We start from the raw sequence: 21,870 nt of genomic DNA, 5'->3' as shown, positions 1-21,870 counted from the left end.
ATATTATATATTAATTTTAAATTAAAATTAATATGAAATCAATTCAACTTAAAATGAATTTATGCTATTCATTTTAAAGTTAATTTGATGTTATTCTTCAAATTCTTCTCTTAGAATTCTAATGACATCTAAGATCGTTTCCTCTTCTAAATCCGTACGCTTCACTAAATCATCTACATCTTGCTCTAAAATGCTTTTTGCAGTATCTAATCCAGCTTTACTAAATTCAGAAATTACCCAATCTTCAATTTCATCAGAGAACTCTTTTAATTCTACATCTTCTTCTGCACCTTCTCTAAATACGTCTATTTCGTAACCTGTTAACTGACCTGCTAAACGTATGTTGTGACCACCTCTACCAATAGCTTTAGAAACCTCTTCTGGTTTTAGCAACACTTCTGCACGCATATTTTCTTCATCTAATTTTAAAGATGTTACTCTTGCAGGACTTAATGCTCTTGTTACAAAAAGTTGAATGTTATTAGTATAGTTAATAACGTCAATATTTTCATTTCCTAATTCACGAACAATACCGTGAATTCTAGATCCTTTCATGCCAACACATGCTCCTACCGGATCAATTCTATCATCATAAGAATCTACAGCTACTTTAGCTTTTTCACCAGGAATACGCACTACTTTTTTAACCGTAATTAAACCATCGAATACTTCTGGTATTTCTTGTTCAAATAATTTCTCAAGAAATATAGGAGCGGTTCTAGACATTATAATTGCCGGCTTACTTCCTTTTAATTCAACACTTTCAATAATTCCTCTGACATTTTCTCCTTTTCTAAAGAAATCTGAAGGAATTTGTTTGTCTTTTGGAAGTATAATTTCATTGCCATCGTCGTCTAACAAAATAATTGCTCTGTGACGAATATGATGTACTTCTGCGGTATAAATTTCACCTTCAAGTTCTTTAAAGTGCTTGTAGATGTTAGTATTATCGTGTTCGTGAATCTTAGAAATTAAGTTCTGTCTTAAAGCAAGAATAGAACGTCTTCCAAGATCAATTAACTTTACTTCTTCTGCAACGTCTTCACCAACTTCAAAATCTGGTTCTATTTTCTGAGCTTCTGATAAAGCGATTTCTTGGTTAGGTTCTTCTACTTCACCATCTGCAACAACGATACGGTTTCTCCAAATTTCTAAATCCCCTTTATCAGGATTAATAATGATATCAAAGTTATCGTCATCACCATACTTCTTCTTCAATGCATTACGTAATACATCCTCAAGAATCGCCATTAGCGTAACTCTATCTATTAATTTGTCGTCTTTAAATTCTGAAAATGACTCAATTAACGCTACATTTTCCATAATTGATATGAATTAAAATTTTATTTTAACTTTTGCTTCTTTAATATTATCGAAAGCAATAGTTGCTATTTTAGTTACTGTTACTTTTCCCTTTCCAACGGGTTTTGGCTCTCTTGCTTTCCAGTTTAAAACCACACCGTTTTCGTTTACCTCTGTGAGTTCTCCAGTTAATTCTTGATGATCTAAAGTCTTAACCTCTAAACTTCTGCCCACATGTTTATTGTACTGTCTTGGCAAAATTAATGGAGTTGCTGCACCAGATGACAAAACTTCTAGAGAAAAATCGTGTTCTTCTCTATCGATATTGTGTTCAATGGCTCTACTTACAAACATACAGTCCTCCACCAAAACACCATTATCACCATCTATGACTATTTTTATAGCATTATCTCCAGATAAGGTAAAGTCTATTAAGAATAGATCTTCTCTTTCTGTTAAAGCCGTTTGTAATAAGTCTTCTACTATTTTCTTAAACATTTCTTGATATAAAAAGAGAGGACTTTTCGTCCTCTCGCTTATTCATTTTTAGTAAATAACGGTGCAAATATACGATATTTATATTAATTAACCCAAGCGATGTAATATGGATTTATTTTCTTAAATTTAGAAAGACTATCTCTAACCAATAAATACAATAAATATGAATAGAATATTAGTACCAACAGATTTTTCAGAGCAAGCAGAAAATGCTTTAAAAGTAGCTGCTATGCTTGCTAGAACTCATAATTCTGAAATTTATTTATTGCATATGATGGAAATTCCAATGCAACATAAAGATCCTGCTCATGCTCAAAGCGACATTCCAGAAACTTTATTTTTTATGAATTTAGCCCGAAAAAGGTTTGAAAATCTAATGGCACAAGACTATTTAGAAAATATCACGGTTCATGAAACGGTTAAGGCAGACATAACATTTAATGAAATTAATGATTCTTGTAAAGAGTTTAATATAGATTTAATTGTTATGGGTTCTCATGGAGCTACAGGTCTTAAAGAAATGTTTGTAGGTTCTAATGCTGAAAAAGTGGTACGCTCTTCTGAAGTACCAGTATTAGTCATAAAAAATGAACATCAAAGCTTTAAAGTCTCAGACTTTGTATTTGCTTCGGACTTTAATAACGACAATAAAGAGACCTATAAACAAGCTGTAAAATTTGCACAAGCATTCGATTCTAAAATCCATTTAGTTTTGGTAATTACATCTAGCAACTTTATGACGTCTTATGAAGCAAAGACAAGAGTTACTGATTTTATTTCCGGAGAAGCGTTTGATAACTACACCATTACTATACATAATGACCATACTGTAGAACAAGGCATTTTAAACATCTCTAAAGATTTAGATGCCGATTTAATTGGTATTAGTACACATGGCAGACAAGGTATTGCGCATTTCTTTAATGGTAGTATTAGTGAAGATTTAGTAAATCATGCCAAACGACCAGTGATTACGTTTAAGATATAAAATAGAGTTAAGAATCAAGACCGCTTCGCTTTTAGAATCTAGACTCGCTTTAAAATCATAAGAAAGAGAGGTTTGCAACCTTCATTAAATGAAAAAATCCCAATCAAAACTGATTCGGATTTTTTTCTTTTGTTAGTCTACTAAGGTTTTACTTCGACTAGGCTCAGCATAAACTCCTCAACCTAAAAAAACCTTGCTAAAACAAAAAATCCTAACTCATTTCTGAATTAGGATTTAAATTTTGGTTGGCCTACTAGGTTTCGAACCTAGACTCTTCTGTACCAAAAACAGATGTGTTAGCCAGTTACACCATAGGCCAATCTCTCAAATTGAGGGTGCAAATTTAATACAAAGTTTTACTTTGACAAATAAAAATGAGAAAATAATTTAAAATACTTAACGTTAACTTAAAAATGTAGGCTTTTAGGTATTAATTAGTAAATTCGCGAGCATTAAAAAGCTAAGTTTTCATGAAAGATTTTAACTTTAAAAAGTGGAACAACATCCTAGGATGGTCTGTTTTTACCGTTGCAGTAGTCGTATACGGACTTACTATAGAACCAACCGTTAGTTTTTGGGACGCTGGTGAGTATATTTTAACCTCATCTAAATTACAAGTTGGTCACCCGCCTGGAGCTCCTTTATTTCAAATGCTAGGAGCATTTTTCTCAACTTTTGCTTTAGAACCTTCACAAATCGGAGCCATTATGAACATGATGAGTGGTGTGGCAAGTGCATTCACCATTCTATTTATGTTTTGGACTATTAGCCTTTTGCTTGTAAAACTAACCAAGTATAATGAAGACAAAGATACCAGTAAAGCCTATGCTATTTTAGGAAGTGCTTTAGTTGGTAGTTTAGCATTTACGTTTACAGATTCGTTTTGGTTTAATGCAGTAGAAACGGAAGTGTATGCCATGGCAACACTTATTATGGCTGTTTTGTTCTTTTTAGGCTTACGTTGGGAACGCGATATGAATGAGCCACGAGGTAACCGTTGGTTAATCCTCATTGCTTTTGTTATTGGCTTATCTTTTGGTGTTCACTTTATGGGATTATTAACCATTCCTGCGATTGGCCTCCTTTATTATTTTAAAAACTATAAAACAATTACAGTAAAGAACTTTATCATAGCAAATATTGCTTCAGCCGCAATTTTACTTTTTATTTTCAAATTACTTTTACCGTCAACTTTAGAGTTGTTTGGTAATTTAGAAGTGTTTTTTGTAAACTCAATAGGTCTTCCATTTAACTCTGGTACAATTATTACTGGCATAGTGGTTATTGCCTTATTTTATTTCGGACTTAACTACACGCGAAAAAAAGACATGAAACACACCAACACCTTAGTGTTATGTCTTATGTTTATTTTTATTGGGTTTTCGTCTTGGATGATGCTTCCTATTCGTGCCAATGCTAATGTCGTTATTAACGAAAATAACCCTTCGGATGCTAGAGAGCTTTTAGCTTATTACAACTTAGAACAATATCCTGAAACACACTTATTTTATGGGCCATTTTTTACAGAAGTGTATTCTGGTGCAGATAAAGACGAGCCTTTTATAGATGACAAAAAGAATTATGAGCGTGATTATGAAACTGGGAAATATGTAATTATAAACGATTGGGAAAAGAGTAAACAGAACTACAACCACGAACATGCGTCTATATTACCGAGAATGTGGAGCGCTGATCATGCTGAAAACTACATGATGTTTACAGGTTTAATTGATTTTAAAGTAAATCCTAACCTACAAACCCGTGCGTATAACGAAGCGATGAACGCTGGATTAACAGAAGAACAAGCTGCGCAATATGCACTTGGTGAAAAACAACAATTCGATCAGTTAGTTAACGATTTTAAAATGCGTGTTGCTAATGGTGAAATAGATTATAATGGTTATAATCAATTCTTAAGACAATACGGACAACAGTATTTAATTATTGAAAAACCGACCTTCATGGATAATATTATGTACATGTTTCAATACCAATTTGGTTACATGTATTGGCGTTATTTTATGTGGAATTTCACAGGGCGACAAGATGATATTCAGGGACGTTACACGCACAAAAATGGAAATTGGATCTCTGGTATAAATGCTATAGACGAACTGCATTTAGGTGTGTCTCAAGAGAATCTGCCAACAGATGTGCTTGAAAACAAAGCGCGGAACACGTATTACTTCTTACCATTAATACTAGGTTTAGTTGGTTTCTTTTTCTTAATGTATTCCGATTTAAAACGGTTTTGGGTGTTACTCGTATTCTTTCTACTGACAGGTTTAGCCATTCAGTTTTATACTAACGTGAGACCATTTGAACCAAGAGAACGTGATTATTCCGTTGTGGGATCATTCTATGTCTTTTCCATTTGGATTGGCTTTGGAGTTTATGCCATTTATGATGTATTAAAATCGCGATTAACAACTAAATTTTTAGCACCTGCTATTACAGTGGCTTGTATTGTTATTGTTCCTGGTGTTTTAGCTGCAAATAATTGGGATGACCATGATCGTTCTGGTAAATACACTACCGAATCCATGGCACGCAAATATCTGGAGTCTTGTGCTCCGAATGCTATTCTCTTTACCATTGGAGATAATGATACGTTCCCGCTTTGGTATTTACAAGAAATTGAAGAAGTACGTACAGATGTGCGTGTGGTAAATACCAGTTTATTTCAAACGGATTGGTACATTGACCAAATGAAGCGTAAGGCATATGAAAGTGACCCTATTCCGTCTCAGTTAACGCACAATCAATATCGCGGAGGCACAAGAGATGTGATTATTAGACGAGAAATCACTAATGACACGATCCCTATTAAAGATTTTATGGATTTTGTCTCGAGTGAAGAAGCACGTACAAAATTTAAGTTCATTGTCGAAAGACAAGGAGATGATCCAAGTCAATACCCTAAACATTTATTGAATTCTAATTATTTCCCATCACGCAATATTAGTATTCCTGTAAATAAAGACGTGGTTTTAGAGAAAGGTATTGTTAAACCAAAAGATGCCGATAAAATAGAAGACTACCTATTCACTCAAATTGAAGGCAGCTATCTTTATAAAAATCGCCTGTTAATGTTAGACATTATTGCTAATAATAATTGGGAACGTCCTATTTATTTTACAGGAGGAGCGTTTGGTGCAGAAGATTATATTTGGCTAAAAGACTATTTACAACTCGACGGTATGTGCTACAAGCTCGTACCTATTAAAACGCCTGTAGATAAAGCTAACCCTTATGATATGGGACGTGTCGATTCTGATTTAATGTACGACATGGTAAAAAACTGGAAATGGGGAGGCAGTGGAGAAGAGATGTACTACGACATTGAAACGCGACGAAATGGTATTACCTATAGAGGAAATTTAGCACGCTTAATTGAAGCTCTAATCAATGAAGATAAATTAAGCGAAGCTGAAGAAATAGCTGATATCGCCATGGAAAAAATGCCGGTTGATAAGTTTGGTTTCTATTCCTTATTAGAGCCTTATGTAAGCGCATATTACCAAATAGGAAATGTTGAAAAAGGACGCGCTTTGTATAAAGATGTCGCTAAGAAATACCAAGAAAACTTAGTGTATTATAGTGGTTTATCAATAGAAAACCAAGAACGTATGGTCGGTGAAGATATTTACTTAGACATACAACGTTACAGAGCTTTAATTGATATATTAATCATATACAATGATGAAGAGTTCGCCTTACAAGAAACAAAGACCTTTAATAGTTATTTAAGCTTGTTTGATAAACTTATGAGTCGTTATAATGACGAGGATTTACCAGAAATACCAGCTGATTTAGACCTTCAAGAAACTACAAAGGATACGATAGATTTATTAGCTCCAGAAAATTAGTATGCAGATTATTCCAGCTAAAACACCAGGCTTTGTTAAAACATTGTTCCCAAATTTTATCTGGAATATCGCTACTAAAAACAAAGAACTCTATTTAACTTTTGATGATGGTCCAACTCCAGAAATTACAGATTGGGTACTTGCAACCTTAAAAGCTTACAATGCAAAAGCTACCTTTTTTTGCATAGGAAACAATATTGAAAAACACCCAGAGATTTTTCAGAATATTATTACTGAAGGTCATACTGTTGGCAACCACACCTACAACCACTTAAAAGGCTGGAAACATAATACAAAGGATTACCTTGATGATGTCATCAAAACTCAAAAATTAATAAATTCCAGAATCCACAATTATCACACTGAGCACAGTCGAAGTGTCTATGGAAACAATTCTAATTTAAAAATGTTCCGCCCACCTTACGGGAAGTTTAAAACTAAGCAGAGTAAACAACTTCAAAACTTAGGTTACAACATTATTTTATGGGATGTTTTGTCTTACGATTGGGATGTATCAGTTACTGAAGCAACCTGTCTTAAAAATGTCCTTTCAGCGGCTAAAGAAGGCAGTATTATTGTATTTCATGATAGTGTAAAAGCATCACGAAACTTAAAGTATGCACTTCCAAAAGTTTTAGAGTATTATAGTGAAAGTGGTTTTGAGTTTAAAACATTGTCGTCCGTTTAGAGATATAAGACCGCTTTGCTTATAGAATCAAGAAAAAAGACTTAATTGTAACTAGCTGATATTAGATTCAGAAAAATACAAAATACTATTATCCGTAGGATGAGATTCCTGCTTTCGCAGAAATTTTAAACGTACTCTTGAATAATACCAATTAACGTATTAGCATCTTGTACTCCACTATGACGCCATTTCATTTCACCATTTTTGTAGATGATTAAGGTTGGTAAACCCTTCACGCGCAAAGCCTCTGCAAGTTCCTTGTTTTTTTCTACATCAATTTTAATCACTTTTGCTTTATCGCCTAAAGCAGCCGCAACATCTCTAAGTATAGGATGCATTGCTGTAGATTGATTGTCTTTTTCCGTATAAAAATCCAGAAGCACTGGAATTTCAACATCTATTAATTCCCCAAATTTTGACATACGTTATTGTTTTAGTCAAATGTATAAGTAGTTAAATTTGTAAATACTAAAAATAGTAATTCATTACCAATTAGATACTCATATCATAAAAATAAGCAATTCTTTACAATTACACACTTTTCGCCCCCTTTTTGAGTTCAATCACTGTGATTTCTGGCCAAATACCAACACGACCTGGATAGCCTAAATAGCCAAAACCTCTATTGACATTGATATGCTGATTTAACTCCGTATAAATACCTGCCCATTGCTTGTATCTCCATTTTGCTGGACTCCATTTTATCCAACCCGGAATTTCAATCCCAAATTGCATACCATGTGTGTGCCCACTCAACGTTAAATGATAGTGATACGGATCATTTAGCACTTTTGCTTCCCAATGGCTTGGATCGTGTGTCATTAATATTTTAAAATCATCAGCTTCTATAGCTGCAGAAGCTTTTTCTAAATCGCCAGCTTTTTTAAATCCTCCTTTTCCCCAATTTTCAACACCAACTAAAGCTAATCGTTGGCCATCTTTTTCTAAATAACGACTTTCATTTAGCAATAAATCGAAACCTATATCGCTTTGAATCGTTTTTAAATCTTCAAGATTTTTTGCTTTGTCTTCAGACGATTGCCAGTCGACATAATCTCCATAATCATGATTTCCTAAAACAGAAAACTTACCATCTTTCGCTTTCAATCGTCCAAAGGTATCCATCCATGGCAACATTTCTGAAGCCTTATTATTCACCATATCACCTGTAAATAATAATACATCAGACGCTTGTTCGTTTATTAAATCTACAGCGTATTCAATCTTTTCACGATTATCAAAACTACCCGAATGAATATCACTAATTTGAGTTATTCTATAACCATCAAAGGCTTCAGGTAAATCTTCAAAATGTAAAGTGTAATTAAGAACTCTAAAATCGTATTTCCCTTTAAACATTCCATAAAGCAATGAAGACAACGGTATTGCCGCAACACCCAAAGCTAATTGACTTATAAATTTTCGGCGCGATGGTAAATAAAACGTATCATTTTTAGTCACAAATTTATCGTACAGACTAATGATGCCTCTAATAATATCTTCACCAATTAAAAATGGCAACAAGACCAAGTTAAAAGCCATAAATGCTAATATAAACCCAAAGGCAAAACTTTTTGCCGTTGTTAAAACACGACCTTCACTTGCTGTTGTAAACTGAAAGATAAAATTACCCACAACAACAATGGCTATAATAAAAAATACGTAGTACACCCAAGTTTGTTTGGTTACTGTTCTTATAGCTTGAAAACCATAAATGGTAACTATGATAAATAAAATGGCAAATAGTATCCAGCGAATCATGTTGTGTCTTTGAGTTTACAAATTTAAAGTTAATAACGAGCCACTTATCTTATTAAAGTGTTAAAGCTTGAGCATAATATCGTATCAATTGTTATCAATTATTACCAATAAGTAATTCCTAATATATCGTCAAAAACCCGAAAACAAGTTATACGTAGGTCATGATTGTGGCAAAGAAACTGATGAAAGTTCCAGAATGGCACTCGGATTATCATTTACAGGTGAAAAGTTCGATTTTTGTGGATGAAAGTCCAATAATTTAACAATAATCTATTAGATTTATCAGCTTATTAAAACTTGAAACGCTTAACAAAACAATAATCTCTACCAGCTATAACTAACGAAACAAATTATGAATGAACAAAAATCCTATCGTTCCTCATTTATTTTATTAACCACCTTATTCTTCCTTTGGGGCTTTATAACAGTTTTGGTCGATGCTTTAATTCCGCGACTTAGAGAACTATTTACGTTGTCTTACTTTCAAGCCGGAATGGTACAATTTTCCTTCTTTGGTATGGCTATAAAAACGGTCGGAAGAATGTTGCCATTGCCAATTAAAAAACGATAGTCATAAAACGATTTTATTAACTAGAGTTCTTTCATTAATCCTAGAATCGCATCATTTATATGCATTACTCTATTGGTAAGTACATATAGATTATTAAGGAGATTGACATTATCAAAATTATATAGCACATCATGAAACGTAGAAAATTTATAAAAGCAGCATCTTTAACTGGAGTAGGTTTCGCCGTAGGAAATTCATTGACTAGTTGTGATGAATCCGTTTCTGAAAAAGCAACGGAACAACAAAAGAAAGCTGTCAATGACTTGTTTGGTTTACCATTAGTTGTTGCGACTTGGCATGTTAAAAATGCAACAGCAAAAGCTATGGCCGTTTTACAAGCTGGTGGAAATGCTTTAGATGCCGTAGAACAAGGCTGTAGAATTGAAGAAGCCAACGAAAAAGGACAATCAGTTGGAAAAGGGGGCTTACCTGATAGAGATGGAAATGTCACATTAGATGCGTGTATTATGGACAAACATGGTGATTGCGGTTCGGTAGTTTATCTTCAAAATATTACACATGCTGTTTCTGTGGCTAGAAAAGTGATGGAAGACACTCCACATGTTATGCTCGCTGGTGAAGGTGCCAAACAATTTGCTATTTCAAAAGGGTTTCAACCCGAAGATTTATTAACCGACGCTTCAAAAAAAGCTTGGGAGAAATGGAAAGTTGAAGCCAAATATAAACCCATTATAAACATAGAAAACCACGATACTATAGGAATGCTCGCCATTGATAAAAATGGCGATATTTCTGGGGCGTGTACAACGAGTGGCTTAGCATATAAACTTGGAGGACGTGTTGGTGATTCTCCAATTATAGGATCAGGATTATTTGTAGATAACGAAGTTGGTGGTTGTGTTGCTACGGGTTTAGGTGAAGAAGTGGTGAAAACAGTGGGTAGTTTTTTAGTAGTAGAACTTATGCGCCAAGGCAAAACACCTCAGCAAGCTTGCGAAGAAGCCATTGGTAGAATTGTAAACAAACCCAATAGTAATTATAAGAATTTTCAGGTTGGTTATGTTGCGGTTAATAAAAGAGGAGAAACTGGCTGCTACTCCATTCATCAGTGGTTTAGCATGACTAAATTTCAGGATGGTAGCAATGAGCAAATTCAATCTGATTATTATAATAAAGCTTAAAACCACTTAATAGTCAAACGCGCCAATTTTTCTTTCATATTAGTATAAGGAGGAAACAATAGTTCAGTGACACCAAAGGTATGTTGTTTCATAACAGCACGTTCATTACTAAACGCTTTAAAACCGTAAAATCCATGGCTCTTACCTATACCACTATTATTAACACCTCCAAACGGTAAATTATGATTGGCATAATGTAACACACTATTATTAATGCAAGTTCCTCCTGCTCTAGTAGAATTTAAAATCTTATTCGTGTTAGATTTACTTTTACTATAAATATAAAGTGCTAGTGGGCGTGGTTTCGAATTAATATAAGTAATAGCCATATCTAAACTCTTATAAGTCACAATCGGTAAAATAGGTCCAAAAATTTCTTCTTCTAAGACTATAGCTTCAGGTTTTAAATCAGAAATTATAGTCGGTTCAATATATTTTGAAGCGCTATCCGTTTGCCCACCAACCTCAATTGTAGCCTGTAGTGACTTTGCGTTATCAAGATAAGCACTTAAACGTTCAAAGTGTTTGTCGGTGACTATTTTACCATAAGAATCTGATGACTTTGCTTGATCATTATAAAATGTTTGCAACCATTTTTTACAAGATGTAATAAATTCTGCTTTTACACTGTCATCAATTAAAACATAGTCTGGTGACACACATATTTGCCCACAGTTCAAAAATTTTGCCCACATTATTTTTTTTGCTGCCTTATCAATGTTTGCCGTTTTATCTACAATGGTTGGCGACTTACCTCCTAGTTCTAACGTAACAGAAGCTAAATGTTTAGAAGCGGCTTCCATAACAATTTTACCAACCTTGGGCGAACCTGTAAAAAAGATATGATTGAAAGGGAGTTTTAATAATTGGGTAGAGACCTCAACGTCACCTTGTAATACAGCAACTTCATCTTCAGCAAATATGTCAGAAACAATCTTAGCCATTAGATCTGCTGAATTTGGTGTCATCTCAGAAGGTTTAATAATAGCCGTATTCCCAGCTGCAATAGCTGAAATTAATGGCCCAAAGGTGAGATTAAACGGAAAATTCCAAGGTGATATAATTAAACAAACACCTTTAGGTTCATATGTTATATAGGAGCTAGAACCTAATAACGATAGCGGTGTTTCTACATTTTGCTTGCGCATCCATTGATGTAAATGTTTCTTGGTATACTTTAGGTCGCCAATAATAGCATAGATTTCTGTAAGTTCTGTTTCTACAACAGGTTTCCCTAAGTCTTTTTGCAAGGCTTCTTGAATCTGAGTTCTATAGGTAACCTCAATGGCTTTCTGAAGTTTGTTCAAGGTATTCAACCGTTCTTTATAACTACGATTGCCTATTGCAAATTGATTTAAGCTTTGTTTTGAAAACAAGTCATAATATGGGTTGTTACTAAATTCAGTCATAATAATTATCTGTTTATCTGTTTACAGGTACTTCAAGCACATTTAATGCATTTCGTCGACAAAACTGTTTTTTTATCCAAAGCACTCCAACGTTCAACATAAAACACAACGTATTTAAAGGGCTACCGACGCATATTGTGTAGTTCGTCGATATTTTTTACTGCCGTTTACCACTTAACAGTTTATCGACATCCTTCATCTAAAAATTTTAACCACACGAGATATGTTGTGTTTCTTTGACTCGAAGTTAAAACAAATATAACGTCTTACGATTATGAAAAACGGTTTATTCATCATATTATTTTTAACCATGTCTTTAGCAAGTTTTGCACAACAAGACGTAACCGTTAACAATGAGACTGAAGTTATTGAAACTTCTAAAGATGCAAAATCTGAAACTACTGATGCTGTTATTTCTTCTAAAATTAAAGCTAAGGTTTTAAGAATGAATCGTAAAAAGAATACTGAAATCATCAGTATCAAAACATTTAGAAAAAGTCTTCAAATTAGAGTTAAGACTAAAAAGCTTTGTTAAGACACGATAAAAAATGCTATTAACCATATATTGTTAAAAAAAGCCGAAACACAAGTTTCGGCTTTTTTGTTTTTAGTTTGAAACGGTATCGCAACAACTTTAATTTTTCAAATTTTAAAACCTTAGTAGTATAATTCTGCATAATTAAATATTTCGATAAGCACTTACCCTTTATTATTTAGAATGAGAAAATATCACGTACAAAATAAACTCCGTAAGCACTGCTTCTTAAATTTGAATTCATTTAAGCCTTTAATAACATCGTGTAGATTGTTTAAGTTTTGATCCTTTCATATCATGACTATTGATTCGTTTTCAAAACAATTCATAATAGAGGTCAAAATTAAATTCAGTTATACTAAGGTGGTATAGGCATAATTTATGCATTTCGCCGACAAAACTCAACCATAAGTGTTTTTTATCTTACAAAAAACAACACTCAGCTTAAAACCCAACACATTTAAAGGGCTACCGACGAAAATCATGTAGTTCAACGATATTTTTTACTATCATTTACCACTTAACAGTTTATCGATAGTCTTTATCTAAAAATTTCATCTACACTAGAAATGTTGTGTTTCTTTGACCCGAAATTAAAACAGTATAGCGTCTCACGATTATGAAAAAAGGTTTATTCATCTTATTATTTTTAACCATGTCTTTAGCAAGTTTTGCTCAACAAGACATAACCGTTAACAATGAGACAGAAGTTATTGAGACGCCTAAAGATGTAAAGGCTGAATCTACTGATGCTACTATTACTTCTGAAATTAAAGCTAAGGTTTTAAGAATGAATCGTAAAAAAAATACTGAAATCATCAGTATTAAAACATTTAGAAAAAGTCTTCAAATCAGAGTTAAGACTAAAAAGCTTTGTTAAAACAATAAAAGATTACTCGCTATTAACCATATATTAAAAAAGCCGAAACGCAAGTTTCGGCTTTTAGTTGTTATAGAAGTGCCTAATAATTAATCGGCATAATTCAATTCACCATTTGCTTCTTTTTCCTTAAATTTCTTAACCAAATCTAAGGCATCAGGTATTACATCACTACACAATACAATTAGTGACCCCTTTACCGCATTTTTCACCGCATAGGTAATCGCTTCTTTTTCCGATGGAATTATGGTCGTCTTTTTATTAGGATCTCTTTTCTTAATGCCATCATCGAGCATCTTAATTAATTCCTGCTCAGTTTTACCTCTTAAGCGTTTGTCTTGTCTAATAATAATTTCATCAAACATATCAGCAGCAATCGCTCCCATTTCGTTATTATCTTCTACACGACGGTCTCCGATACCTGCAATAATTCCCACTTTTACGGTTGCTTCAAGCTCGTTAGTAAAATTCTGAAGTGCTCTCATTCCTGCAGGATTATGAGCATAATCTAACAAAATAGAAAAGTCTTTAAACTTAAATAAATTTAAACGACCTGGTGTTTGTGATGCCGAAGGAATAAAAGTTTCCAAACCAGCTTTCATATCTTCAATACTCATACCTTGCACATGCGCACCTAAAATGGCAGCCAATACATTCTGAATCATGAATTTTGCCTTTCCACCATAAGTCAATGGAATATTTTCAGCTTTCATTAAGCGCATTTTCCATTCCCCTCTACAAATGGTTACATAGCCATTTTCATAAATAGCCGTAATACCATTGAGACGTTGTAAAGCTTTTATTCTCGGATTATTTTCGTCCATAGAGAACAAAGCAACATTACAGTTTACAGAGCGTCTCATGTCGTAAGCCAAATCATCATCGGCATTTAAAATGGCATAACCATCTGGCAATACCGTTTCTGGCACAACTCCTTTTACACGCGCTAATTGCTCTATCGTATGAATCCCTTTTAAACCTAAATGATCTGCAGCAACATTTGTCACAATAGCCACATCACATTTTTTAAATCCTAATCCAGCGCGCAATAAGCCTCCTCGTGCACATTCTAAAACAGCAAAGTTTACTGTTGGATCTTTAAGCACAAATTCTGCACTTGCAGGACCTGTACAATCACCTGTCATTAACAAACGGTTCTGAATATAAACTCCATCACTTGTGGTGTAACCTACGCGATAACCATTCATTTTGGCAATATGAGCCATTAGTCGAGAGGTAGTCGTTTTTCCGTTAGTTCCTGTAATTGCGATAATCGGAATACGTCCTGTATCTCCTTTTTGTGGAAATAATTTATCAATTACTGGTGCTGCCACATTACGAGGCAATCCTGTTGTTGGCGCTAAATGCATTCTAAATCCTGGACCTGCATTGACTTCTAAAACCGCTCCTCCAGTTTCGGATAAGGGTTGAGAAATATCTGTGGTCATAATATCAATACCACAAATATCTAAATCTATAATTTTTGAAATGCGCTCCGCCATACTCACATTAGACGGATGAATAATGTCTGTAATATCCTCAGCTGTGCCACCTGTACTTAAGTTGGCTGTGTCTTTTAAAATGAGTCTTTCATCCTTAGGTAGAACACTTTCTAAAGTATAACCAGCATCCTTTATAATAGTTTGCGTTAATTCGTTGGTGGTAATCTTGGTTAATACATTTTCATGTCCATAACCACGACGTGGATCACTGTTCTCCTTATCGATTAATTCTTGCACTGTAGATTTGCCGTCACCAATAACATGCGCAGGCGTTCTTATGGCACCAGCTACTAAAGTATTATTAATAACTAACAACCTATAATCTTCACCAACAATAAATTTTTCAACAATAATAGCTCCACTTTTAGAACTATCCTTGGCATGATGAAAAGCCACTAAGGCATCGTCATAATTTTGAATATCTACAGTAATACCACGACCATGATTGCCATCAATAGGTTTAATTACTAAAGGGTAACCAACATAACGACAAGCCTCTTTTAAACTACGCTCGCGACGAATAATATCGCCTTTTGGCACCTCAACTTCAGCTTGTTCTAACAAATATTTAGTGTCCTCTTTATCACATGCTAATTCTACACCAATACTACTCGTTTCAGAAGTTACTGTGGCTTGAATTCGTTTTTGATTGGCTCCATAACCTAATTGACACAAGGAATATTTATTAAGACGGATCCATGGAATGCCACGTGCTTCGGCTTCTTCAACAATAGAACCTGTACTTGGTCCTAAACGTTCGGCTTCGCGTAATTCTCTCATTTCCTGAATATCATCAGTCATATCATAATCTTCACCTGCAATAAGTGCTTCGCAGATTCTAACGGCAGATTTTGCTGCAAAACGACCTACGGATTCTTCCATATATGAAAACACCACACTATAAACTCCGTGTTCTCCATAACCTCTTGTACGTCCAAAGCCCGTATCCATTCCTGCCAAAGTCTGAATTTCTAGGGCAATATGCTCAATGATATGCCCCATCCAAGTACCATCATCAACACGCATAAAAAAACCACCTGCACAACCTTCAGAACAACGATGCGAATACATACTTGGAAACATGGCTTTTAAGCGCTCCGGAAACCCTTCAATTTTATTTGATGGTAACTCTTCCATTTCTTCAAGATCGAGAACCATTACTATTAATTTGTGTCGTCTTATTGACCAATAGTTAGGGCCTCTCATCGCATTAATTTCGCGTATTTTCATGTTCGTTGGTTTGTTTTAGTTATTGAAAGATTCTAATATAGCATTTTTCACTAAAAAAAATGCCTTATTTTTGCCCAATATTTTATGATGAAAATTATGCAGAAGATTAAAGGAACATTAATACCAATAGGAGGAAATGAAGATAAAGGTATTGAGGAAAGTGAAATTTACACTTTAGAATTTATTGACGAAGGGATATTATACCACGTTGTAAAAGAAGCTGGAGGAGTTAATGCAAAGATCGTTGTGGTGCCTACAGCATCAAGTATTCCGGTTGAAGTTGGTGAAAATTACTTGACTGCATTTGATACTTTAGGGTGTAAAAATGTTGACGTTTTAGATATTCGTTCTAAAGAAGATTCTGAAACCGAACAAGCTATTAAGCTTATAAAAAACGCAGATTGTGTGATGTTTTCTGGTGGAGATCAGTCTAAAATCACAGATAAAATTGGTGGTACAACCCTACATAATATTTTAGTAGAACGTTATAAAAATGACGCCGGATTTGTTATTGCTGGTACAAGTGCTGGAGCAATGTGCATGGCAAATGAAATGATTGCTGGAGGAAGTGCTTCTGAATCGTTTATTAAAGGTGCCGTAAATATGTATAAGGGATTAGGGTTGATTCCTGAATTGATTATAGACACGCATTTTATTCGTCGTGGTCGTTTTGGAAGACAAAGTGAAGCCGTTGCTAAATTCCCTAATCTTATAGGGTTCGGATTGGCTGAAGATACGGGTATGATTATAAAAAACGGTAACGATTGTACGGTTATTGGCTCTGGAATGGTGATTGTTTTTGATGGCAGTAAACTGACGCATAACAATGAAAAGATACTTGAGGAAGGCACTCCTATGACAATGGCTAATCTTACGATTCATGTCCTTTCTAATGGTGATGAATACAATATTAAAACTCGAAAAGTGAAGGTACTGCCTATTGAGGCTCCTTTTATCTAAAAAATCCCTTTGAAAAAAGGGATCTTATTACTGAATACTAGGTTTTACTTTTTACTTGTGATTGCGTAATTAATCTTTGCGACTTAGTGTCTTCGCGTGAAATTATGACACTGAGTTGTACAGAGGTTACACAGAGAAACACAGAGAAAAACACCTAAACAACAAACAATTTTACAATAAACCTAACTTTGCGTCTTTGCGTGAAAATTACACAGAGATGCACAGAGGTTACACGGAGAAACACAGAGAAAAGCATCTTAAGAACAAACAACTTTACAACAAACACACCTTAGCGTCTTTGCGCCTTCGCGTGAAAATTACACAGAGAAAACAACTTTACAACAAACAACTTACCGACTTCTCACTACCCATAAATAGCAACTTCCTCAATCCCATCCGAAGATTTCTGTCCACGATACATCCCTTCGGTATTAAAAGGCATCGCAATATTTCCTTTGGTATCTACAGCGATTAAGCCACCATCACCTCCGATTTCTAAAATACGTTTGTGAATCACTTCGTTAGAAGCGTCTTCCAAACTCATGTTTTTATGCTCCATTAAACAAGCCACATCGTAAGCCACTACTCCGCGTATAAAGAACTCACCACTTCCTGTACAACTAATAGCACACGTTTTATTATTCGCATAATTTCCTGCACCAATCATAGGAGAATCTCCCACGCGTCCCCATTTTTTATTGGTCATACCTCCTGTTGAGGTTGCAGCTGCAATATTACCATCTTGGTCACAAGCTACGGCTCCAACAGTTCCGAATTTGGAATCCTTTTTTGTTGAATGATCTAACTGAAAACTGTCGGTGTCTTTTATCTCTAACCATTGGTTGTGTCGAAACTCATCATAAAAATAAGAAGCATCCTCTAATGTATAATTGAGTTCTTTGGCAAATTGCATGGCTCCGTCTCCTGCTAAAAACACATGTTCGCTTTTTTCCATCACATCACGTGCTAAACTTACTGGATTTTTAATGCCTGTTATTAAACTTACACCACCTGCATTTAAGGTTTTGCCATCCATAATAGACGCATCCATTTCGTGCGTTTCGGTGGCTGTAAATACAGAACCTTTTCCTGCATTGAATAAATGTGAATTTTCTAGTAATTTAACCGCTACCTCAACAGCTTCAACAGCTGTTTTTCCGTCTTCCAAAATCTTATACCCTGCATTCAAAGCTATTTGTAATACCGATTTATATTGTGCTTCCAACTCAGCGGTCATCATGCCTTTGACTAAAGTACCTGCGCCGCCGTGTATGGCTATTGAGAATGTGTTCATGTTTAAAATTCTTAGGTTTCAAAGATACATCTTGGAATTGATAAAATAAGATGCTTTTCAAGTTTTAAAAACTAGAAAGGTCAAATAAGTTTTCGTAATTTGCAGGCTGTTGATTTTCTTAAATCAACCCATTATATTCTACTGTCATTTCGAACGCAGTCGAGAACTTAGAACCTCTAGTTTTAAAGACCTTTAGACAACGCTCAAAGTGACATCCATTTACAAATTGATAAATATGTCAGATCAAAAACGCTTATTCCTAGTCGATGCCTACGCCCTTATTTTCCGTGGGTATTACGCTTTTATAAAAAACCCAAGAATCAATTCTAAAGGAGAGGATACCTCTGCCATAATGGGCTTTATGAATTCCCTTTTAGATGTTATTAAACGCGAACGACCAGATCATTTAGCCGTTTGTTTTGATAAAGGAGGAAGCGCAGACCGTGTGGAACTATTTGAAGCTTACAAAGCCAACAGAGACGAAACGCCGGAAGGTATCAAAACTGCCGTGCCTTATATCTATGAAATCTTAAAAGCCATGCACATTCCAATTATGGTGAAAGAAGGTTTTGAAGCGGATGACGTCATTGGAACTTTAGCTAAAAAAGCTGAAAAAGAAGGCTACAAAACCTTTATGGTGACTCCAGATAAGGATTTTGCACAATTGGTTTCAGAAAACATCTTTATGTACCGACCAGTTTTTGGTGGTGGTTATGAAACTTGGGGCATCCCAGAAGTACAAAAGAAATTTGAAGTTACAGACCCGCTACAAGTTATTGATTATTTAGGCATGATGGGAGATGCTTCTGATAACATTCCTGGCTTACCAGGTGTTGGTGAAAAAACAGCCAAGAAGTTTCTAAAAGCATACGGCAGCATGGAAAATTTGTTTGCCAATACGCACGAGCTAAAAGGCAAGATGAAGGAAAAGGTGGAGGCCAACCAAGAACTCGGTTTATTATCTAAGCAATTGGCCACCATTATGCTCGATGTGCCTGTAGAATTTAATGCCGAAGATTTTGAAATGTCAGAACCAGATGTGCCTAAGGTGACGGAGATTTTTCAAGAATTAGAGTTTAGACGTTTAATTGATAATTTTACAAAGACATTTTCTGCTGAAGCTAAAACAGCACCTAGTGTCACTTCGAGCACTTCGACTTCGCTCAGCACAGGCTCTGTCGAGAAGTCTCAATCAACTTCAAATTCAACTCCAACTTCAAGTTCGTCAGCAGGAGCAGGTCAATTCTCACTATTTGGGAGTGCTGGTGCCGATTCAGGAGCTACGGACACAAGTTCAGCATCTGAGAGAAAAACAGTAGCAACCTATTCGCACTTCTACCAAAGTGTGGCGTCTGGCATGGCAACCAAACTGTTTGTCACCAATTTAATGAAGCAAACAGCAGTGTGTTTTGATACGGAAACCACAGGCTTAAACCCATTAACCGCAGAATTAGTCGGTATTGCTTTTTCATGGGAAGTCGGGAAAGGATTTTACGTCCCATTTCCAGAAGACAAAACCGAAGCACAAGAACTTATTGAAACCTTCAGACCCTTTTTTGAGGACGATAACATCGAAAAAATAGGTCAGAATTTAAAATACGATATTAAAGTATTAGCCAAATACAACATACAGGTAAAAGGCAAACTTTTTGACACCATGTTAGCGCATTATTTAATTAATCCAGACATGCGTCATAATATGGATGTTCTTGCTGAAACCTATTTAAACTATACACCAATTTCAATTACAGAACTCATTGGTAAAAAAGGTAAGAACCAATTGTCCATGCGCGATGTGGATTTAGAAAAACTAACCGAATATGCGGTAGAGGATGCCGATATCACCTTACAACTCAAAGAACACTTTCAAAATGAATTAGGCGAAGCCAACACCCAAAAATTATTCGATGAGATTGAAATTCCACTATTGCGTGTGTTAGCCGCTATGGAATTGGAAGGTATAAATCTCGATACCGAATTTTTAAATTCACTTTCAGATGCGCTTAACAACGACATCCTTAATCTCGAGCAAAAAATTTATACTACAGCAGGCGAAGAATTTAACATTGCTTCACCAAAGCAGTTAGGGATCATTTTATTCGAAAAACTAAAACTAGTTGACAAGCCTAAAAAGACCAAAACCGGACAATATAAAACAGGTGAAGATATTTTGTCGTACTTAGCTAAGGATCACGACATTGTTCAGCAAGTTTTAGATTACAGAGGACTTGCCAAATTGAAGAGTACTTACGTGGACGCCTTACCATTGCAAGTAGAACCATCTACAGGCAGAGTACACACCGATTACATGCAAACCGTTGCAGCTACTGGCCGTTTAAGTAGTAATAATCCGAATTTACAGAATATCCCAATCCGTACCGAACGCGGTCGCCAAGTGCGAAAAGCCTTTGTGCCAAGAAATGAAGATTACACCTTACTCGCTGCCGATTATTCGCAAATAGAATTACGAATCATCGCTGCCTTAAGTGAAGAAGAAACCATGATTGAAGCTTTTAAGAATGGTGAGGATATTCATGCCTCAACGGCTTCAAAAGTATTTGGTGTTCTACTAGAAGAGGTGACCAGAGCACAACGTAGTAATGCTAAAACCGTTAATTTCGGAATTATCTATGGCGTATCAGCCTTTGGATTAAGCAACCAAACGGATTTATCGCGTGGTGAAGCCAAAGAACTCATTGACACCTACTACGACACCTATCCAAAATTAAAAGCCTACATGAGCAAGCAAGTCGATTTTGCAAGAGATCATGGTTATGTCTCTACCGTTTTGGGTCGTCGTCGATATTTAAAAGATATCAATTCTAGAAATGCCGTAGTCCGTGGCGCAGCAGAACGAAATGCCGTAAACGCACCAATACAAGGAAGTGCAGCAGATATTATAAAAATTGCCATGATTAATATTTATAATAAGCTAGAAGCAGGCAATTACAAATCAAAAATGCTCTTACAAGTGCATGATGAATTGGTCTTTGACATCTACAAACCAGAACTCGAAGAACTCACCACATTAATTAAAACAGAAATGGAAAGTGCTTTTAAACTGGAAGTGCCTTTGGATGTTGAAGTAGATACAGGTTTGAATTGGTTGGAGGCGCATTAGGACAATGAAAATCAACATCTCGTTCACACCCCTAAAGTCCCCTCAAGGGGACATTTGATAAAGGAAAATAGAATATTCACAGGGTTTACCGTTTGGGTATTGGTAAAATAAATTTAATTT

General features: G+C 35.2%; 15 protein-coding genes, 1 tRNA gene and 1 pseudogene. 9 read left to right on the top strand and 8 right to left on the bottom strand.

The genetic code is table 11. The features are described 5' to 3' along the window. Positions 1-90 precede the first annotated feature (90 nt). Both nusA and rimP read right to left on the bottom strand, forming a co-directional pair. Positions 91-1,323: a transcription termination factor NusA gene (gene nusA / locus ITJ86_RS14770; protein WP_195872428.1), complete on the bottom strand. Its 1,233-nt coding sequence runs from the start codon at positions 1,321-1,323 to the stop codon at positions 91-93. A 12-nt stretch (positions 1,324-1,335) separates the two neighbouring features. Continuing rightward, entirely contained in the window at positions 1,336-1,800 is a 465-nt protein-coding gene (gene rimP, locus ITJ86_RS14765) for a ribosome assembly cofactor RimP (protein ID WP_195872427.1), read from the bottom strand. 163 nt (positions 1,801-1,963) lie between these two features. Between rimP and ITJ86_RS14760 the strand changes: the two genes are divergently transcribed. Beyond that, entirely contained in the window at positions 1,964-2,788 is an 825-nt protein-coding gene (locus tag ITJ86_RS14760) for a universal stress protein (RefSeq protein WP_195872426.1), read from the top strand. Between the two features lie 242 nt (positions 2,789-3,030). On the opposite strand, the gene ITJ86_RS14755 is transcribed toward ITJ86_RS14760, so the two are convergent. Continuing rightward, a tRNA-Gln gene (locus tag ITJ86_RS14755) sits at positions 3,031-3,107 on the bottom strand. A 151-nt stretch (positions 3,108-3,258) separates the two neighbouring features. On the opposite strand from ITJ86_RS14755, the gene ITJ86_RS14750 reads away from it, so the two are divergent. Both ITJ86_RS14750 and ITJ86_RS14745 read left to right on the top strand, forming a co-directional pair. Continuing rightward, complete coding sequence (locus ITJ86_RS14750) at positions 3,259-6,657, top strand: glycosyltransferase family 117 protein (RefSeq protein ID WP_195872425.1); 3,399 nt, start codon at positions 3,259-3,261, stop codon at positions 6,655-6,657. A 1-nt stretch (position 6,658) separates the two neighbouring features. Next, positions 6,659-7,345: a polysaccharide deacetylase family protein gene (locus tag ITJ86_RS14745; RefSeq protein ID WP_195872424.1), complete on the top strand. Its 687-nt coding sequence runs from the start codon at positions 6,659-6,661 to the stop codon at positions 7,343-7,345. Positions 7,346-7,470: 125 nt separating this feature from the next. On the opposite strand, the gene ITJ86_RS14740 is transcribed toward ITJ86_RS14745, so the two are convergent. Both ITJ86_RS14740 and ITJ86_RS14735 read right to left on the bottom strand, forming a co-directional pair. After that, the gene (locus tag ITJ86_RS14740) at positions 7,471-7,767 is read right to left on the bottom strand and encodes a thioredoxin family protein (protein ID WP_195872423.1); all 297 of its coding nucleotides are present in this window, start codon (positions 7,765-7,767) and stop codon (positions 7,471-7,473) included. A 109-nt stretch (positions 7,768-7,876) separates the two neighbouring features. Continuing rightward, positions 7,877-9,106, bottom strand: a complete 1,230-nt coding sequence (locus ITJ86_RS14735; protein ID WP_195872422.1) for a metallophosphoesterase — start codon at positions 9,104-9,106, stop codon at positions 7,877-7,879. A 352-nt stretch (positions 9,107-9,458) separates the two neighbouring features. On the opposite strand from ITJ86_RS14735, the pseudogene ITJ86_RS14730 reads away from it, so the two are divergent. Next, positions 9,459-9,620, top strand: a pseudogene (locus tag ITJ86_RS14730) (glucose/galactose MFS transporter); the annotation flags it as partial. Between the two features lie 188 nt (positions 9,621-9,808). Then, complete coding sequence (locus ITJ86_RS14725) at positions 9,809-10,819, top strand: N(4)-(beta-N-acetylglucosaminyl)-L-asparaginase (RefSeq protein WP_195872421.1); 1,011 nt, start codon at positions 9,809-9,811, stop codon at positions 10,817-10,819. Here ITJ86_RS14725 and ITJ86_RS14720 read toward each other — a convergent pair. Then, positions 10,816-12,228: an aldehyde dehydrogenase family protein gene (locus ITJ86_RS14720; RefSeq protein WP_195872420.1), complete on the bottom strand. Its 1,413-nt coding sequence runs from the start codon at positions 12,226-12,228 to the stop codon at positions 10,816-10,818. The two genes, ITJ86_RS14725 and ITJ86_RS14720, sit on opposite strands and share 4 nt — an antisense overlap. 274 nt (positions 12,229-12,502) lie before the next feature. On the opposite strand from ITJ86_RS14720, the gene ITJ86_RS14715 reads away from it, so the two are divergent. Together ITJ86_RS14715 and ITJ86_RS14710 are read left to right on the top strand one after the other, a co-directional pair. Continuing rightward, entirely contained in the window at positions 12,503-12,763 is a 261-nt protein-coding gene (locus ITJ86_RS14715; protein ID WP_195872419.1) for a hypothetical protein, read from the top strand. Positions 12,764-13,382: 619 nt separating this feature from the next. After that, positions 13,383-13,643, top strand: coding sequence for a hypothetical protein (locus ITJ86_RS14710; protein WP_195872418.1), 261 nt, complete (start codon positions 13,383-13,385; stop codon positions 13,641-13,643). A gap of 89 nt (positions 13,644-13,732) precedes the next feature. On the opposite strand, the gene cphA is transcribed toward ITJ86_RS14710, so the two are convergent. Then, the gene (cphA, locus tag ITJ86_RS14705; RefSeq protein ID WP_195872417.1) at positions 13,733-16,375 is read right to left on the bottom strand and encodes a cyanophycin synthetase; all 2,643 of its coding nucleotides are present in this window, start codon (positions 16,373-16,375) and stop codon (positions 13,733-13,735) included. A 96-nt stretch (positions 16,376-16,471) separates the two neighbouring features. Here cphA and ITJ86_RS14700 point away from each other — a divergent pair, with 96 nt between their 5' ends. Next, positions 16,472-17,335 carry a cyanophycinase gene (locus tag ITJ86_RS14700; protein WP_195872416.1) on the top strand — a complete coding sequence of 288 codons (864 nt, stop codon included), beginning with the start codon at positions 16,472-16,474 and terminating at the stop codon, positions 17,333-17,335. Between the two features lie 364 nt (positions 17,336-17,699). Here ITJ86_RS14700 and ITJ86_RS14695 read toward each other — a convergent pair whose 3' ends face one another. Further along, complete coding sequence (locus ITJ86_RS14695; protein WP_195872415.1) at positions 17,700-18,629, bottom strand: isoaspartyl peptidase/L-asparaginase family protein; 930 nt, start codon at positions 18,627-18,629, stop codon at positions 17,700-17,702. Between the two features lie 235 nt (positions 18,630-18,864). On the opposite strand from ITJ86_RS14695, the gene polA reads away from it, so the two are divergent. Next, positions 18,865-21,750, top strand: a complete 2,886-nt coding sequence (gene polA, locus ITJ86_RS14690; protein WP_195872414.1) for a DNA polymerase I — start codon at positions 18,865-18,867, stop codon at positions 21,748-21,750. The last annotated feature ends 120 nt before the right edge of the window (positions 21,751-21,870 follow it).

It is taken from the genome of Winogradskyella marina (genome assembly GCF_015645385.1).
Lineage (GTDB): Bacteria > Bacteroidota > Bacteroidia > Flavobacteriales > Flavobacteriaceae > Winogradskyella > Winogradskyella marina.
Note: the sequence above shows the minus strand (reverse complement) of the source record. Positions and strands in the feature narration are given on the sequence as shown.

Coding starts and splice junctions, on each gene's coding strand:
- polA (WP_195872414.1), top strand. CDS start 18,865: ATGTCAGATCAAAAACGCTTATTCCTAGTCGATGCCTACGCCCTTATT.
- ITJ86_RS14735 (WP_195872422.1), bottom strand. CDS start 9,106: ATGATTCGCTGGATACTATTTGCCATTTTATTTATCATAGTTACCATT.
- ITJ86_RS14750 (WP_195872425.1), top strand. CDS start 3,259: ATGAAAGATTTTAACTTTAAAAAGTGGAACAACATCCTAGGATGGTCT.
- ITJ86_RS14740 (WP_195872423.1), bottom strand. CDS start 7,767: ATGTCAAAATTTGGGGAATTAATAGATGTTGAAATTCCAGTGCTTCTG.
- ITJ86_RS14745 (WP_195872424.1), top strand. CDS start 6,659: ATGCAGATTATTCCAGCTAAAACACCAGGCTTTGTTAAAACATTGTTC.
- ITJ86_RS14720 (WP_195872420.1), bottom strand. CDS start 12,228: ATGACTGAATTTAGTAACAACCCATATTATGACTTGTTTTCAAAACAA.
- cphA (WP_195872417.1), bottom strand. CDS start 16,375: ATGAAAATACGCGAAATTAATGCGATGAGAGGCCCTAACTATTGGTCA.
- ITJ86_RS14700 (WP_195872416.1), top strand. CDS start 16,472: ATGCAGAAGATTAAAGGAACATTAATACCAATAGGAGGAAATGAAGAT.
- ITJ86_RS14710 (WP_195872418.1), top strand. CDS start 13,383: ATGAAAAAAGGTTTATTCATCTTATTATTTTTAACCATGTCTTTAGCA.
- ITJ86_RS14715 (WP_195872419.1), top strand. CDS start 12,503: ATGAAAAACGGTTTATTCATCATATTATTTTTAACCATGTCTTTAGCA.
- ITJ86_RS14760 (WP_195872426.1), top strand. CDS start 1,964: ATGAATAGAATATTAGTACCAACAGATTTTTCAGAGCAAGCAGAAAAT.
- nusA (WP_195872428.1), bottom strand. CDS start 1,323: ATGGAAAATGTAGCGTTAATTGAGTCATTTTCAGAATTTAAAGACGAC.
- rimP (WP_195872427.1), bottom strand. CDS start 1,800: ATGTTTAAGAAAATAGTAGAAGACTTATTACAAACGGCTTTAACAGAA.
- ITJ86_RS14695 (WP_195872415.1), bottom strand. CDS start 18,629: ATGAACACATTCTCAATAGCCATACACGGCGGCGCAGGTACTTTAGTC.
- ITJ86_RS14725 (WP_195872421.1), top strand. CDS start 9,809: ATGAAACGTAGAAAATTTATAAAAGCAGCATCTTTAACTGGAGTAGGT.